Here is a 13,554-nt window from a genome sequence, read left to right on the forward strand (position 1 = left end):
GAGCGTCTCCCAGCTCAGGTTGAGCCCGTCGAAATCGGCATAGCGCCGCTCCAGCCGCGTCACGATCCGGAGCGTCTGGGCATTGTGGTCGAAGCCGCCGAAACCGGCCATGCACTCTTCCAGCGCGTCCTCGCCGGTATGACCGAACGGCGTGTGGCCGAGGTCATGGGCCAGCGCCAAGGCCTCGGCCAGATCCTCGTCGAGGCCGAGCGCGCGCGCCAAAGCACGAGCGATCTGCGCCACCTCGATCGTATGGGTCAGGCGCGTCCGGTAATGGTCGCCCTCATGAGAGACGAAGACCTGCGTCTTGTGCTTCAGCCGACGGAAGGCGGTCGAATGGATGATGCGGTCCCGGTCGCGCTGGAATTCGCCGCGCGTCGCCGAGGCCGGCTCCGCCACCAGTCGGCCGCGGCTCGTCGTCGAGCGGCAGGCATAGGGCGCGCGCCAGCGCTCTCCGGGCTCATGGCCGGCCGGCGGGATCGGGCTCTGTGGATAGGGCATGGCAGCCTCGTCGCGGACCCATGCTTGTAGAGCCGCTGCCGGGCCATTACCTTTCCGGGCAACCAGGGTGCAAGGAGCATCTGATCATGTCGACCGATCTTGCGGTCAATCCGCGGGGCATCGCGGTGACCGCAAACGCCGCGAAACGTATTCTTTCGGTAATGGCGAGCGAAGCGCCGGGTGCGATGCTGCGCGTCAGCGTCGCCGGTGGCGGTTGCTCCGGTTTCCAGTACATCTTCGACATCGACCGGGAAAAAGCGCCCGACGACCTCGTCATCGAACGCGACGGCGCCAGGGTGCTGATCGACGAAACCTCGCTCGACCTGCTCGAAGGCTGCACAATCGATTTCGTCGACGACCTGATCGGCCAGTCCTTCCGCATCACCAACCCGAACGCAACGAGTTCCTGCGGCTGCGGAACGTCCTTCGCGGTGTAAGGCGAAAGCGGACGAGCAAGCGTCCGGCCCCAGCCACCCGTTCTGGCTCAGGCTGCGTGCCCCGCCGAGCGCTCCAGGACGGGCCTGCCATACTGCCCGAGCTGCATGATCGCGGCATCGAGAACGACCTCGCCGAAAACCCTAACGAGATCGCGGTCGAGCTTCCCGCCCATCGCGACGAGTGCCGCATAGGCCTCGCCCGGCGGTATCGGTGGCTTGTAGCTGCGTCGCTCGATCAGGGCGGCATAGACGTCGCAGATGGTGATGATCCTGACAGCATCGGGGATGCCGCTGCCGCTGAGCCTGTGCGGATAGCCGGAGCCGTCGAGGTACTCGTGATGCGAGAGCACCGCGGCCAGAACGACCGGTGCGAAGCCGCCTTGCGTGACCAGCATGTCATGGCCGATGCCGGGATGCTCGCGCATGACCTCGCGCTCGGCCGGCGACAGGCTCGCGGGTTTGCGCAGGATATCAAGTGGAATCCGGGCCTTGCCGATATCGTGCAGCACCGCTGCCTCGCCGATAAGTCTTCGATCGGCCTCGCGGAAGCCGAGCCGATGAGCAAAGGCCGCGGCCAGCCCAGAGACGAGCAGACAATGCTGATAGGTCGCATCGTCATGCCGCCACACCATGTCGAGCCAGGAATTGAGATCGCCACTGTCGGCGGCACGGTTGAGGGCGGTGACGCTGTCCTCGATCGCCTGCTTCGGTAGCCCCAGGCCAGCTTCCGCTGCTCCCATCAGATCGGAAAGACCGGCGGAGGCCGCCACGAAGCGACGCCCGAGCTCCTCTGCGCTGGTGGACTGGCCTGGGGGGGCCAGCAACAGCCCGACCCTGTCGAGCAGCACCACCGCCGAAACATCGGCGGAAAGGATTTCCGTCGCGCCGAGCGCATTGGCCTGAATTTGGCAGCGCCTCGACATGTCGCGGAGGAGAAAAAGGCAATGCGGACTGGAAGGCAGGAGAGGCGCCAGCGCCGCGCGTGCCGCCTCGATGCTGGGCCGGTCGGAAAGATCGAGATCGACGACGAGAAGGCGATCGGCCGCGTGCTGCGCGTCACCGCCAGACGGCAACAGCTTGCACGGACCCCAGACCGAGAGAATCCGCCGCAGCGCCTCGCAGCGCTCTTCGCGATCACTGAGGAGAAGAACGATGACTCGGCCTCCGGAGAAGCCAGCATCTCAAAGCCGAGCGGATTGATGAACCGTAAAGCCGATCATCCGGACACGGACATATCGCTAACAAAAAGATAGCGAGGGAAAGGCCGCAGGCGCCATCGGCGCCACGGCTTTCAGCACTTCAATGCGCCACCGTAGCGGCCGCGCTCTGCTCCAGATGGATTTCCGCGGCCATCAAGCCCTTCGGCCCGGGGCCGTAGCGTACCAGCACCGTCTGCCCCGGCACGAGTTCGACGAGACCGTAGCGGCGCAGCGTCTCCATATGGACGAAGATGTCGGGCGCACCCTCGCCCTTCGAGACGAAGCCGAAACCGCGCAGACGGTTGAACCACTTCACCACCATGCGCTCGAGCCCGCTCGTCGGCGTGATCGCGACATTGGTGCGCGCCATCGGCATCTCGGAAGGATGGCGACCGGAGGTGGTGTCGATCGAGAGCACGCGCACCGCCTGACGGCCCCGCGCCTTGTCAACGGCTTCGAGCACGATGCGAGCACCTTCCGCTATCGCGTTGAATCCATCGCGCTTCAGGATCGTGACATGAAGCAGCACATCCGCGCCGCCCGCCTCCGGCACGACGAAGCCATAACCCTTGGAGACATCGAACCACTTGACGTAGCCGGTGATTTCGACCGGCACCTCCGACGCGTGATCACCGGGTCCGTCGAGCCGCATGACTCGATTGAGTGACTGGATGGGACCCATCGGTGGCCGCCCGCTCTCACCGAATTCGTCGGACATGTGCCGCTCACCCCCACGCGCAACGCTTGATTCGCACTGTCACGATACCATTGCTGCCGATTCAGGATACAGCCTCCGATGAATCGTCCACATCATCTGGCTCGGGATACGAGCCCTCCAAGCACCACCCCGCTCTCGGCCCGGATGACGAGGTCGGCAACCGCGTCGAGTTCCGTCGGCTCGCGGTTGAGGATGACGAGTTTCGCGCCCTGGCGCTTGGCGATCACCGGCAGCGTCGCCGCCGGATACACCACCAGCGACGAACCGACGACGAGAAACAGGTCGCATTCCAGCGCCAGCATCTGCGCCCGCCTCATCGCCTCCTGCGGCATCGCCTGTCCGAAGGAGATCGTCGCCGATTTCACGGGCCCGGTGCAGATCGCGCACGCCGGCGGCTCGCCCGTCGCCTCGAAGACCGGTCGGATCGACGCCAGTTCATGCCGCCAGCCGCAGGTCAGGCAGGTCGCATAGGTGCCGTTGCCATGCAGTTCGATCACCTTGTCCTCGGGCACGCCGGCGGCCTGGTGCAGGCCGTCGATGTTCTGCGTGACGATGGCAGGCGAGCGCCCCTCAGCCACCAGCCGGGCCAGCGCCCGGTGGCCGCTGTTCGGCACCGCCCCGCGATAATGGTCGTCCATCGCGAATTTGCGGCGCCAGGCCTCGATGCGGACCTCGCGGCTCTCGACGAAGGCATCGTAGGGGATCGGCTTGTTGATCATCCAGGGCGAGCCGGGCGTGCGGAAATCCGGCACGCCCGATTCGGTCGAGACGCCGGCGCCGGTGAAGCTGACGATGCTGTCCGCCTCGTCGAGCAGCGCATGCAGCGCGGCGATGGCATCCCCGGTCTCGTCCCGCATGAACCCGCCCGATCGCTGGATTGGAAGTGCTCCAGATATGGCGCGGGTTTGCCACGCTTCCAAGACGATTGACGCAAACGCGCGCACGCCGCACATCAGGCAGATCATGCCGACGACCGCCACCGCCAAGCTCAATCCCGATCTCATCGATACCGGCACGCCGCCGATCCCGGAGGCGCAGGGCTGGGCCCGCGCCTATGGTGGCACCCGTGGCCCGCTGATCGACCTCTCGCAGGCAGTGCCCGGCGCACCGCCGCCGGTGGTCTTGCTCGAAAGGCTCGCTACCGCCGCGGCCGAGCCAGGCAGCACGCGCTATGGCGGCATCACCGGTGACGCGACCTTGCGCGAGGCTTATGCCGCCGAGATCTCCCGCATCTACGGCACGGCCTTCAAACCGGCCGAGGTCGCGATCACCTCCGGCTGCAACCAGGCCTACGTCGTGACGATGATGTCGCTGGCGCAGGCCGGCGACAACGTGCTGTTGCCAACGCCCTGGTATTTCAACCACGAGATGACGCTGACCATGCTCGGCGTGGAGGCCCGCCCGCTGCCCTGCGCGCCGGAAGCCGGCTTCGTACCGGATGCCGCGACGGCCGAGGCGCTGATCGACGAGCGTACCCGCGCCATCGTTCTCGTCACCCCCAACAACCCGACCGGCGCGGTCTATCCGCCTGAGACCATCGCCGCCTTCGCCGCGCTCTGCGCGAAGCGCGGCATCTGGCTGGTGCTGGACGAGACCTATCGCGATTTCCTGCCCGCGGACGTTGCCAGGCCGCATGAAATCTTCGCCACAACGCGCTGGCAGGATTCGGTGATCGGCCTCTACAGCTTCTCGAAGGCCTATGCGATTCCGGGCTGGCGCCTCGGTGCGATCACGGCCGGCGAGGCGGCGCTCTCCCAGATCGGCAAGGTGCTCGACTGCGTCCAGATCAGCCCCGTCCGCGCCGGGCAGGCGGCGGTAACCTGGGGCATCGACGGCATCCGCGACTGGCGCGAGCGCAACCGCACCGAGATCAATGCGCGCGCCGACCTGTTTCGAAAGGCGATGGCGCCGCTGAACGGCTGGCGCGTGCTCTCGGCCGGCGCCTATTTCGCCTATGTCGCCCACCCGTTCGCAGGCGTGAAGGCGGCCGAGGTGGCGCGCCGTCTCGTCGAGGATTGCGGCGTCCTCGCCCTGCCGGGCCCCTATTTCGGCCCCGGCCAGGAGAACCACCTGCGCATCGCGATCGCCAATGTGGCGGCCGACAGGATCGAAGAACTGCGCGAGCGGCTGACGGGATTTTCGCTCTGATCCCGCGGCGCGTCATGCCGGGGCCTGCCGCGGGCATGACGCAGAGGAAACGGCTCCTGAGCCTCGTCGGGCCCGAGCTTCTCGGGGTGACAACGCTTCGCCCCGAGAATGACGCGCAATCCTACCGGAACAGCGCCGCGTAGCGATCGCGATAGGCCCAGACCAGCATCGAGCCCAACACCACGAGGACGGCCGCGACCGGCAGGCCCTGCGGATTGATCGTCGCATGAAACAGCACGATCACCGCCATGACCGGAGCGATCAGGGCGAGCCCGAAAGCCGGCACAACGTTCGCGATCAGGCTCAACGCCCCTGTCAGGTTGATCGCCTTGATAAAGGGCCAGATGAAGCCTGAATCCTGCAGAGCTGTCTCGAAGACGACGCCGCGCGGGCTGGTCGGCGGATGGATCAGGTTCATGCCGGTGGCGAGCCACCAGAAGCCGTCAACGGCGCTGATCAGAAAAATCACCCCGAGCAGGACGCGCGGGACGGTGACGAGGAAGAGTGTCTTCATGGAGATCCAGGCCGAAAAAGAAATGGCCCCGGCAGCGCCGAAGCCATCCTTGGTCGCCTGAATCGTGCACCGGGTTCACCCGGCGCCGCAGAAAATCACATCGTCGCGCCGATCTGCCAGGGCACGTATTCGGCATCACCATAGCCGAGTTCTTCGGACTTGGTCCGTTCGCCGGAAGCCACCTTGAGCAGCTTATCGAAGATCTCGCGGCCCTTCTGCTCCAGCGAGACGCCGTCGAGCACGTCGCCGCAATTGATGTCCATGTCGTCGATCATCCGCTCGTAGATCGGCGTATTGGTCGCGAGCTTCACCGAAGGCGTCGGCTTGCAGCCATAGGCCGAGCCGCGCCCGGTGGTGAATGCGAGGATGTTCGCGCCGCCGGCCACCTGCCCCGTCGCCGCGACGGGGTCGTAACCGGGCGTGTCCATGTAGACGAAGCCCTTCTCCTTGACCGGCTCGGCATAGTGATAGACCGCCGAGAGCGTCTTGGTGCCGCCCTTGGCCGCCGCGCCCAGCGACTTCTCCAGGATGGTGGTGAGCCCGCCCGCCTTGTTCCCCGGCGAGGGATTGTTGTTCATGCTCATCCGGGCGCGCTCGGTATAATCCTCCCACCACTTGATGATGCCGACGAGCTTCTCGCCGACCTCGCGGGTGGCGGCGCGGCGCGTCAGCAGATGCTCGGCGCCGTATATCTCCGGCGTCTCGGAGAGGATCGCCGTGCCGCCATGCTCGACGAGGATGTCGACGGCGGCGCCCAGCGCCGGATTGGCGGTGATGCCGGAATAGCCGTCCGAGCCGCCGCATTGCAGCGCCAGCATCAATTCGGAAGCCGGCACGGTCTCGCGTACCGCCTTGTTGGCGATCGGCAGCATCACCTTCAGCGCCTCGATCCCGGCGGCGACGGCCTTCTTGGTGCCGCCCGTCTCCTGGATCGTCAGCGTCCGGAAGACATCGCTTTCGGTGACGCCATAAGCCTCCTTCATGCGGCTGATCTGGAAGCCCTCGCAACCCAGCCCGACGACGAGCACCGCCGCCATATTGGGGTTGCAGGCATAGCCCCAGGTCGTGCGCTTCAACACCTCGAAGCTCTCGCCGTTGTAATCAATGCCGCAGCCGGTGCCGTGGGTCAGCGCGATCACGCCGTCGACGTTCGGATAATCGGCGAGCAGTCCGGAGCGCTTGACCTCCTCCGCCATGAAGCGCGCAGCCGAGGCCGAGCAGTTCACCGAGGTCAGGATGCCCACGTAGTTGCGCGTGCCGGCCTTGCCATTGGCCCGGCGGAAGCCCTCGAAGGTCGCCTGTTGCTCGACCGGCAGCACGAATTCCGGTTTGGCCTCCGCGGCGAAGGCGTAGTCGCGGTCGAAGGCATGGAAGCCGGTGTTGTGCTCGTGCACCCAGTCGCCGGGCACGATATCGGCCGTCGCGAAGCCGATGATCTGGCCGAATTTTCGGATCGGCTGATCCCTCGCGATCGGAGCGATCGCCATCTTGTGTCCGCGCGGGATACGCTTGAGCGCCTCGACCCCGGCCGCAGTCACGCCGGGATCGACGGGATCGACGGCGACAATGACATTGTCGGCGGCATTGAGCTTGAGCGTGCGGGGCGGCACGGATTTGTCGAGCATGGCGGAAACCGGAACCTCTCGGCGCCGCGACGGCGGCGCCCGCCCCCTAGAGATGCCCCCAACCGGCTGTCTTTTCAATCGGTTCAAATCAGAAGGCCGACAGCTTCGGCCTCGCACGCCCGGAGTCGTTGCGGATGACGGTGGCGGAACCGCCGCACTGCACCTCATCCTTGTCGCTGCCACGACGCCTGAGCCCCCTGCAGACTTGTTCGGCACTTGAGGTTATCATCGGGGCTTTGATCGATGGGATGGTGATCATGCAACTTCGTTCCACGCTCACCTGCCCGCATTGCGGCCATCGGACCACCGAGACGATGCCGACGGACGCCTGCCAGTTCTTCTATGAATGTGCCGGCTGCAGCACGGTTCTCCGGCCGAAGCCGGGGGATTGCTGCGTCTATTGCTCCTATGGCGACGTCCCCTGCCCCCCGATCCAGGAATCCAGGCGGTCCGGACAACCCTCGCATTGCTGCGGTTAGGCAAATCGAGCAACCGGTATCGGGCGGCCGGAATCGCGGGTTCACGCAACAGTAACCATCCAAGCCGATGTATCTCCTCAGACCTTCCTGAGAGATGCCCGATGCTGACCCGCCGCTCGTTTACCTTCCCCGCCCTCTCCGTCGCGGCGGCGGGCCTGGCCGGATGCGGCTCGCGCAGCATCGTCGCCCTGCCCGAGTTCGGCCAGAGCCCGCGCGGCCTTTCGACGCGCACGCTTTCCCGGCCGAACTACGCCGAGATCTATACCGAATATCCCGGCGAGCGCTTTCCGATCCTGGCCATCGACTATCAGCGGATCGATGCCCGCTATCTCAGGCAGACGGTGGAGTTTCCGCGCGATGACAAGCCGGGCTCGATCGTGGTCGATCCCGCCGGCTACCACCTCTACTTCGTGGAATCCCCGCGCGTCGCGACGCGTTACGGCGTCGGCGTCGGGCGCGAGGGCTTCGGCTGGTCCGGCGCGGCACGGATCAACATGAAGCGCGATTGGGCCGACTGGGTCCCGCCCCCGGAGATGATCGCGCGCGATCCGGCGATCAGGTCCCAGCTTGAGCAGACCCCGCGCGGGCTCGGCGTGCGCGGCGGCTCGAAAAGCCCGCTGGGTGCCCGGACGCTCTACCTCTTCGGCGAGGGGCGGGATCTCGGCTATCGCATCCACGGCACGTTCGAACCCTACACGGTGGGCACGAATGTCTCCTCCGGCTGCATCCGGATGATCAACCAGGACATCGCCCATCTCTATGCGCGCGTGTCGCTCGGCACCCCCGTAACGGTGCTGCCTGTGTGAGCCGATCGTCCGGCCATGCCGCGGCTCAGCCAGTCCGCGGCAGAGACATGGCCTTGCCAGCCGGACCGAGTAACGGCAATCTCGGACCGGCCAAGACAGTCAACGAGCCCGCGCCGGCCTCCGGCTTCGCCGGGCAGCAGGACATGGAAAGTCCGAAATCATGATCATCGATGGTAGGAATGTCGGTACTGGCGCGATGGCGTCGCTGGAGCGCCGGCCGGGCCTTGTCGACCGCCGCTCGTTTCTGGTCGGTTCGACCGTCAGCCTCGGCGCTCTGGGGCTCGCCGGTTGCGCCGGCGACGGCATGAGCCTCGCCGAAGCCCAGAAGCTCTACGGGCCGGTGCCCGACAAGAAATTCGCGATTCCCGCCGCCGACATCACCAAGGTCGATCGAAAATACTGGCGCCGCACCGTCCGCTACGAGAGCAAGGAAGAGCCGGGCACCATCATCGTCGATCCCGCCAATTACTATGTCTATCGCATCGAGGGAGACGGTAACGCCACGCGTTACGGCGCCAATGTCGGCCGCGACGGCTTCCGCTGGAACGGTGACGCCTATGTCGGGCGCAAGTCCGAATGGGCGACCTGGACGCCGCCGCCGGAAATGATCAAGCGCCAGCCCGAAGCGGCGAAATATGCGCGCGGCATGCCGGGCGGCCTCGACAACCCGCTGGGCGCCCGCACACTGCATCTCTACCAGAACGGCAGATACACGCTCTACACGATCTATGCCTCGAGCGACGAGGAATCGATCGGCTCCGGCATCACCAGCGGCTGCGTCGGCCTGCTCAGCCAGGACATGATCGATCTCTACGATCAGACGCCGGTGAAGACGAAGGTCGTCGTCCTCCCGGCATGAGCGAATGCCATCAGCCGCGCAATGCCCATCGAAACCCCGGCCATCGGCCGGGGTTTTTCATGAGCGGCGGGATCGTCTATCCCTGCCGGCATGACCGAACTCGTCATTCGCGCAGCGGAACAGGTCGACCTGCCCGCGCTTCAGGATCTCTATCGCCACCTCCTCCCGGACGGTGAACGCTGCCCGGACGACGAGGCAGGGAAGATTCTCGAGCGTCTCGCACGCTTCGAAGGTAGCGCCGTCCTGATCGGCTTCCTCGGCACGATCTGGTCACGAGCTGCACCGTGATCGTCATCCCGAATCTGACGCGGGGCGGCGCGCCTTACGCGCTGATCGAAAATGTCGTCACCGATGCCGGTCATCGTAACGAGGGGCTGGGAAAGGCGATCCTGAAGGCTGCGACCGATCGCGCCTGGGCAGCCGGATGCTACAAGGCGATGCTGATGACGGGCTCGAAGAAGCCGTCCACGCTGGCCTTTTACGAAGCCGCCGGCTTCGAGCAATCCAAGACCGGATTCCAGGCCAGGCGGCTGCCGGTTCGCGCCGAGCAATAGCGATCTGCCTCAGCGCAGGAGCATCCGCAGCTTCGCCAGAGCCGCTGAATCGGCTTCGTGATAGTCGATCATCGTGCGGAAGACGCCCTCGCCGGTCATCAGATAGACATTGGCCGTGTGATCCATGGTGTAGCCGCCATCGACAGGCACCTTCTTGGCGTAAGCGTTGAACGCCGTGAGCGCCGCATCGACCTGCGCCTGCGAGCCGGTGAGGCCAACCACGTTCGGATCGAAGGATTGCAGGTAGAGCGAAAGCTGCGCGGGCGTATCGCGCTCCGGATCGACCGTGATCAGGAGGATTTTCAACCGCCCTGCATCAGCCCCCAGTTGCCGGGTGAGATCGCCCAATCGCAGGAGCGTTGTCGGGCAGACTTCCGGGCAATGGGTGAAGCCGAAGAACACGGCCAGCGGACTGCCACGGAAATCGGCATCGGTCACCGGCTTGCCCGTATGATCGATGAGCGAGAAGCCGCCGCCGACCGCAGCCGGCTGCTCCATCCGCGACCGATCCGATACCCACCAGCCCATCAGGATCGAGGTCGAGACGAAGCCGACGGCCACAACGAGCACCCAAGCCGTATAACGCACGAATTTCAGCATGGCCGGCGGATCCAGCGTTTCACCCGGCGCTGACAGGCGGCGTAGGAAGCGCCGAGATCGCGTCGCAGAACTCCCTCCTCGATCCGGACCTGCAAGGCGATCGCAATCAGGACCGCGAACACGAGCGCCAGCTCGATCACACACAGCCGGACCAGAAACAGACCGATGAAAAACAGGGTCTGACCAACGAAGACCGGGTTCCGCGACAGGGCGAAGCGGCCGGCGTCGATGATGGCACCCCTCTCTGCCTCGGCGGCTCCGATGCACCATGATCGCTCCATATGCACCTGCGCCCGGAGCGCCACAGCCGCGCCGATCACCGCGAGCCCCACGCCGGGGATGCCGGCCAGCAGCCCGGACGGCGCTTCCCCGACCGGCCGCGCGCGAATGGAGGCCAGAGCACGCTTTCGGCGAAGCCGAGCCTGAACAGCAGCGCCGGCAAGCGCTGGGCCCGCGCGCTGCGGGTGAAGATCCAGATCGGCGGGCCATTCTGGCGCGCCCGCTTCATCGAAAGAAGCAGGAAGGCTCCGGCATAGACGAGTGCGGCCAGATGGGCGGCGATCTCAGACCCGGACAAATTCGGCCTCCACCAAAAACGGCATCGAGACCTCTCGTCTACAAGCTGAAGTCACTGGAGCTTCAAGCCCTATCAAGGGGTCGAGCTCAATGGCGCCCGATGCCGCAGCTTCCGGTCCACCCAATGAAAAACCCCGGCCTTGCGGGCCGGGGTTCGCAAACGCAACTCAACGCAAGGTCCTCGGCAGCCTGTCGGCCGCCGGCCGGAATCACGCCTTCGGGGCGGCCGGGACGGCCTTCGAGACGATGCCTTCGAACGGCTTGTAGGCGTCCTTGGCGAGAGCGGTGTAGAGCTCGCCCATCTTGGTGAACTGGGCGACGGCGCCCTCGAACGAGGACTTGATGAAATCGGCCTGGATCTCCAGGGCCTTGTCGAAGGTCTTCACGCCAGCGAGCTTCTCGAGCGTGGCGGTGCCGGCCTCGAAGGACTTCTTGGCGTAGTCGGTGGTCTCGACGGCGATGGTCTGCACGCCCTTCGAGGTGGCACCGAAGGCCTTCAGGGCGGCGTCGACGTTCTCTTTGGAAGCCTTCTGGATGGTCTCGAACTGCTGGATCATGGCTCTTCTCCTGGCACGCTGCGGTGCCGCCTCAGGTGAATGGGCCAGGATGGCCCGATACGCCGCCCCAAGGTCGGGTGAGCATGATCACCACCGGGGACTGCCTGCATATTGTGCATTGCAACATAAATGTCAAGGGAACACCGCAATGCACCAAACGCAGATCGTTCCACTGGCAACCGTTCAAGTTTTAACGGCTCCGTAACCGCATCGGCCTAACCTCGCCAACTGTGTCCCCTGCGCCACGATGAGCCAGGCGCGGGATCGGCCCATGGTTGTGTGTTCGAGGCGGGTTCATGTTGTCTGGTTGCGTTGGGTTGCGGCGGCCGCGTCTGCGGGCCGTTGCCGGTCTGATCGGTGTCGTCGCCGTAGCGGCCACGATCGCGTCCTCCCCCGCCGAGGCGCGCAAGCGCCGTCATGCCGGCGGCGGCGGATATACCCCTCCCTATGCCGCTATGGTCGTCGACGCGAAGACCGGCCGCACCCTGCATGCGGTCAACGAGGATGCTGCGCGCATCCCCGCCTCGCTGACCAAGGTCATGACGCTCTACATGCTGTTCGAGCAGATGGAGCGCGGCCGCTTCACCATGGATTCCGAGCTCAAGGTCTCGTCCTATGCGGCTTCCCAGCCGCCGACCAAGCTCGGTCTGCGTGCTGGCTCGACCATTGCCGTCGAGGACGTGATCAAGAGCATGATCACGCTCTCGGCCAACGACTCCTCCGTCGTGGTCGCCGAGAACATCGCCGGCTCCGAGGAGGCGTTCGCCGAGCAGATGACGCGCAAGGCGCGCGCGCTCGGGATGAGCTCGACGCGCTTCTACAATCCGCACGGCCTGCCCCACTCCCCGCCGAACATCACGACGGCACGTGACCTCACCATCCTCGCCCGCGCCATCCAGGAGCGCTTCCCGAAATACTATCCGCTCTTCTCGATGCGGGCGTTCCAGTACGGGAGCCGCACCATCCGCGGACATAACCGCCTGCTCGGCAAGGTCGAGGGCGTCGACGGCATCAAGACCGGCTATACCCGCGCATCGGGCTTCAACCTGATGACCTCGGCCAAGTCGGAAGGCCGGCATGTCGTCTCGATCGTGCTCGGCGGCCGTTCCGGCGCCTCGCGCGACAAGATCATGACCGATCTCGTTCTCGCCAGCCTGCCGCGCGCCTCGACCAGCGGCCGTTCCTCGGTGATGGTCGCCGAGGCCCCGGAGCCGGAGGAGCGCCCGCGTTCGATCCAGCAGGCCGCCGCGGAGCCGGCACCGATCCCGGTTCCGCGTCCGCGTCAGCAGCCGCAGGTTGAAGAGCAGCCGGCTCTTCCGGCCGCCGCCCGCGCCTACGCCCCGATGCCGACCACCACGCCGATCGCGCCGCCGCGCCCGGTCGCGGTCGCCGGTGGCCAGCCGCTGCAGATCTCCGGCATGCGCCCGGTCGCCGCGACGACGACGCCTTCGGCCATGCGCTGGTCGATCGGCGCGCAGCCGGCCGATGCCAAGGTCCTGCGCCCGCCGGCGAATGTCGACGTCACGTCCTCGATCGCCAGGGCGCCCGAGCCCGTCGCCGAGCCTGTGAAGGTCGCCGAGGCCAGGGCCGAGATTCCTGCCGCCCCCGTCGCACGAAAGGTCGAAGCCACCCCCGCCAAGGCCCAGGCGCCCGAGCCTGCTCCGGCCATGTCGCATCAGGCCGCGATCGTGGCCTCCGGCAAATGGGTTATCCAGCTCGGCGCCACCGACGACGAGGGCAAGGCCAAGGAAATTCTCGCCCGTGCCAAGGCCAAGGCCTCCGGCTCGCTCGCCAGCGCCTCGCCCTTCACCGAGAAGGTCGCGAAAGGTGGCTCCACCCTCTTCCGCGCCCGCTTCGCTGGCTTCGACGACTCGAAGGAAGCGCAGAATGCCTGCAACCAGTTGAAGCGCGGTGGCTTCTCCTGCTTCGCCACCCGTAGCTGACCAGGGACCTGGGAAAGGAGTTCACGACATGTCGCAGA

General features: G+C 66.0%; 19 protein-coding genes. 9 read left to right on the plus strand and 10 right to left on the minus strand.

Annotation, left to right across the window (positions count from 1 at the left end):
* Window positions 1–501, minus strand: a 501-nt coding sequence (dgt, locus tag J0I42_RS18730; RefSeq protein ID WP_291656994.1) for a dGTP triphosphohydrolase, incomplete at its 3' end; no start/stop codon positions are given.
* Window positions 502–587: 86 nt separating this feature from the next.
* Here dgt and J0I42_RS18735 point away from each other — a divergent pair.
* Window positions 588–938, plus strand: coding sequence for a HesB/IscA family protein (locus J0I42_RS18735; RefSeq protein WP_291656996.1), 351 nt, complete (start codon window positions 588–590; stop codon window positions 936–938).
* Between the two features lie 47 nt (window positions 939–985).
* Here J0I42_RS18735 and J0I42_RS18740 read toward each other — a convergent pair whose 3' ends face one another.
* Window positions 986–1,861, minus strand: coding sequence for an HD-GYP domain-containing protein (locus tag J0I42_RS18740; RefSeq protein WP_291656997.1), 876 nt, complete (start codon window positions 1,859–1,861; stop codon window positions 986–988).
* 21 nt (window positions 1,862–1,882) lie between these two features.
* Between J0I42_RS18740 and J0I42_RS18745 the strand changes: the two genes are divergently transcribed.
* Window positions 1,883–2,191 (plus strand): hypothetical protein, encoded by a 309-nt coding sequence (locus tag J0I42_RS18745; RefSeq protein WP_291656998.1) that lies wholly within the window; start codon window positions 1,883–1,885, stop codon window positions 2,189–2,191.
* Between the two features lie 46 nt (window positions 2,192–2,237).
* On the opposite strand, the gene J0I42_RS18750 is transcribed toward J0I42_RS18745, so the two are convergent.
* Together J0I42_RS18750 and J0I42_RS18755 are read right to left on the minus strand one after the other, a co-directional pair.
* The gene (locus tag J0I42_RS18750; RefSeq protein ID WP_291657143.1) at window positions 2,238–2,789 is read right to left on the minus strand and encodes a cold-shock protein; all 552 of its coding nucleotides are present in this window, start codon (window positions 2,787–2,789) and stop codon (window positions 2,238–2,240) included.
* A gap of 158 nt (window positions 2,790–2,947) precedes the next feature.
* Window positions 2,948–3,712: an SIR2 family NAD-dependent protein deacylase gene (locus J0I42_RS18755; protein ID WP_291657001.1), complete on the minus strand. Its 765-nt coding sequence runs from the start codon at window positions 3,710–3,712 to the stop codon at window positions 2,948–2,950.
* Window positions 3,713–3,818: 106 nt separating this feature from the next.
* Here J0I42_RS18755 and J0I42_RS18760 point away from each other — a divergent pair, with 106 nt between their 5' ends.
* Window positions 3,819–5,003, plus strand: coding sequence for an aminotransferase (locus J0I42_RS18760; RefSeq protein WP_291657003.1), 1,185 nt, complete (start codon window positions 3,819–3,821; stop codon window positions 5,001–5,003).
* Between the two features lie 121 nt (window positions 5,004–5,124).
* Here J0I42_RS18760 and J0I42_RS18765 read toward each other — a convergent pair whose 3' ends face one another.
* Together J0I42_RS18765 and J0I42_RS18770 are read right to left on the minus strand one after the other, a co-directional pair.
* Entirely contained in the window at window positions 5,125–5,517 is a 393-nt protein-coding gene (locus J0I42_RS18765) for a hypothetical protein (protein ID WP_291657004.1), read from the minus strand.
* 95 nt (window positions 5,518–5,612) lie between these two features.
* Entirely contained in the window at window positions 5,613–7,142 is a 1,530-nt protein-coding gene (locus J0I42_RS18770; RefSeq protein WP_291657006.1) for a UxaA family hydrolase, read from the minus strand.
* Between the two features lie 257 nt (window positions 7,143–7,399).
* Between J0I42_RS18770 and J0I42_RS18775 the strand changes: the two genes are divergently transcribed.
* The 5 genes from J0I42_RS18775 to J0I42_RS24040 all read left to right on the plus strand — a co-directional run bounded on the left by J0I42_RS18775 (window position 7,400) and on the right by J0I42_RS24040 (window position 9,840).
* A complete protein-coding gene (locus J0I42_RS18775; RefSeq protein ID WP_291657007.1) occupies window positions 7,400–7,621 on the plus strand; it encodes a GDCCVxC domain-containing (seleno)protein in 222 nt (73 codons plus the stop codon).
* A gap of 101 nt (window positions 7,622–7,722) precedes the next feature.
* Window positions 7,723–8,427 (plus strand): L,D-transpeptidase, encoded by a 705-nt coding sequence (locus J0I42_RS18780; protein ID WP_291657008.1) that lies wholly within the window; start codon window positions 7,723–7,725, stop codon window positions 8,425–8,427.
* A 160-nt stretch (window positions 8,428–8,587) separates the two neighbouring features.
* Window positions 8,588–9,286 (plus strand): L,D-transpeptidase, encoded by a 699-nt coding sequence (locus tag J0I42_RS18785; protein ID WP_291657009.1) that lies wholly within the window; start codon window positions 8,588–8,590, stop codon window positions 9,284–9,286.
* Window positions 9,287–9,376: 90 nt separating this feature from the next.
* Complete coding sequence (locus J0I42_RS24035; RefSeq protein ID WP_366509847.1) at window positions 9,377–9,574, plus strand: hypothetical protein; 198 nt, start codon at window positions 9,377–9,379, stop codon at window positions 9,572–9,574.
* Window positions 9,571–9,840, plus strand: a complete 270-nt coding sequence (locus tag J0I42_RS24040; protein ID WP_366509848.1) for a GNAT family N-acetyltransferase — start codon at window positions 9,571–9,573, stop codon at window positions 9,838–9,840. The genes J0I42_RS24035 and J0I42_RS24040 overlap by 4 nt, the downstream gene beginning before the upstream one ends.
* 9 nt (window positions 9,841–9,849) lie before the next feature.
* Here J0I42_RS24040 and J0I42_RS18795 read toward each other — a convergent pair whose 3' ends face one another.
* The 4 genes from J0I42_RS18795 to J0I42_RS18810 form a co-directional block, all read right to left on the minus strand.
* A complete protein-coding gene (locus J0I42_RS18795) occupies window positions 9,850–10,440 on the minus strand; it encodes an SCO family protein (protein WP_291657011.1) in 591 nt (196 codons plus the stop codon).
* Window positions 10,434–10,772 (minus strand): methyltransferase family protein, encoded by a 339-nt coding sequence (locus tag J0I42_RS18800; RefSeq protein WP_291657012.1) that lies wholly within the window; start codon window positions 10,770–10,772, stop codon window positions 10,434–10,436. Before J0I42_RS18800 ends, J0I42_RS18795 begins: the two co-directional genes overlap by 7 nt.
* Complete coding sequence (locus J0I42_RS18805; RefSeq protein ID WP_291657014.1) at window positions 10,757–11,017, minus strand: hypothetical protein; 261 nt, start codon at window positions 11,015–11,017, stop codon at window positions 10,757–10,759. The genes J0I42_RS18800 and J0I42_RS18805 overlap by 16 nt, the downstream gene beginning before the upstream one ends.
* A gap of 208 nt (window positions 11,018–11,225) precedes the next feature.
* A complete protein-coding gene (locus J0I42_RS18810; protein WP_291657016.1) occupies window positions 11,226–11,573 on the minus strand; it encodes a phasin family protein in 348 nt (115 codons plus the stop codon).
* 296 nt (window positions 11,574–11,869) lie between these two features.
* Here J0I42_RS18810 and J0I42_RS18815 point away from each other — a divergent pair, with 296 nt between their 5' ends.
* Window positions 11,870–13,516 carry an SPOR domain-containing protein gene (locus J0I42_RS18815; RefSeq protein ID WP_291657018.1) on the plus strand — a complete coding sequence of 549 codons (1,647 nt, stop codon included), beginning with the start codon at window positions 11,870–11,872 and terminating at the stop codon, window positions 13,514–13,516.
* Window positions 13,517–13,554 lie beyond the last annotated feature (38 nt).

The organism is Allobosea sp., assembly GCF_017308015.1.
Taxonomy (GTDB): domain Bacteria; phylum Pseudomonadota; class Alphaproteobacteria; order Rhizobiales; family Beijerinckiaceae; genus Allobosea.

Bases quoted from the DNA above. Each gene is read 5' to 3' on its own strand.
- J0I42_RS24035 (WP_366509847.1), top strand. From the start codon at position 9,377: ATGACCGAACTCGTCATTCGCGCAGCGGAACAGGTCGACCTGCCCGCG.
- J0I42_RS18735 (WP_291656996.1), top strand. From the start codon at position 588: ATGTCGACCGATCTTGCGGTCAATCCGCGGGGCATCGCGGTGACCGCA.
- J0I42_RS18740 (WP_291656997.1), bottom strand. From the start codon at position 1,861: ATGTCGAGGCGCTGCCAAATTCAGGCCAATGCGCTCGGCGCGACGGAA.
- J0I42_RS18780 (WP_291657008.1), top strand. From the start codon at position 7,723: ATGCTGACCCGCCGCTCGTTTACCTTCCCCGCCCTCTCCGTCGCGGCG.
- J0I42_RS18750 (WP_291657143.1), bottom strand. From the start codon at position 2,789: ATGCGGCTCGACGGACCCGGTGATCACGCGTCGGAGGTGCCGGTCGAA.
- J0I42_RS18810 (WP_291657016.1), bottom strand. From the start codon at position 11,573: ATGATCCAGCAGTTCGAGACCATCCAGAAGGCTTCCAAAGAGAACGTC.
- J0I42_RS18775 (WP_291657007.1), top strand. From the start codon at position 7,400: ATGCAACTTCGTTCCACGCTCACCTGCCCGCATTGCGGCCATCGGACC.
- J0I42_RS18755 (WP_291657001.1), bottom strand. From the start codon at position 3,712: ATGCGGGACGAGACCGGGGATGCCATCGCCGCGCTGCATGCGCTGCTC.
- J0I42_RS18760 (WP_291657003.1), top strand. From the start codon at position 3,819: ATGCCGACGACCGCCACCGCCAAGCTCAATCCCGATCTCATCGATACC.
- J0I42_RS18745 (WP_291656998.1), top strand. From the start codon at position 1,883: ATGCGGACTGGAAGGCAGGAGAGGCGCCAGCGCCGCGCGTGCCGCCTC.
- J0I42_RS18785 (WP_291657009.1), top strand. From the start codon at position 8,588: ATGATCATCGATGGTAGGAATGTCGGTACTGGCGCGATGGCGTCGCTG.
- J0I42_RS18795 (WP_291657011.1), bottom strand. From the start codon at position 10,440: ATGCTGAAATTCGTGCGTTATACGGCTTGGGTGCTCGTTGTGGCCGTC.
- J0I42_RS18815 (WP_291657018.1), top strand. From the start codon at position 11,870: ATGTTGTCTGGTTGCGTTGGGTTGCGGCGGCCGCGTCTGCGGGCCGTT.
- J0I42_RS18770 (WP_291657006.1), bottom strand. From the start codon at position 7,142: ATGCTCGACAAATCCGTGCCGCCCCGCACGCTCAAGCTCAATGCCGCC.
- J0I42_RS18765 (WP_291657004.1), bottom strand. From the start codon at position 5,517: ATGAAGACACTCTTCCTCGTCACCGTCCCGCGCGTCCTGCTCGGGGTG.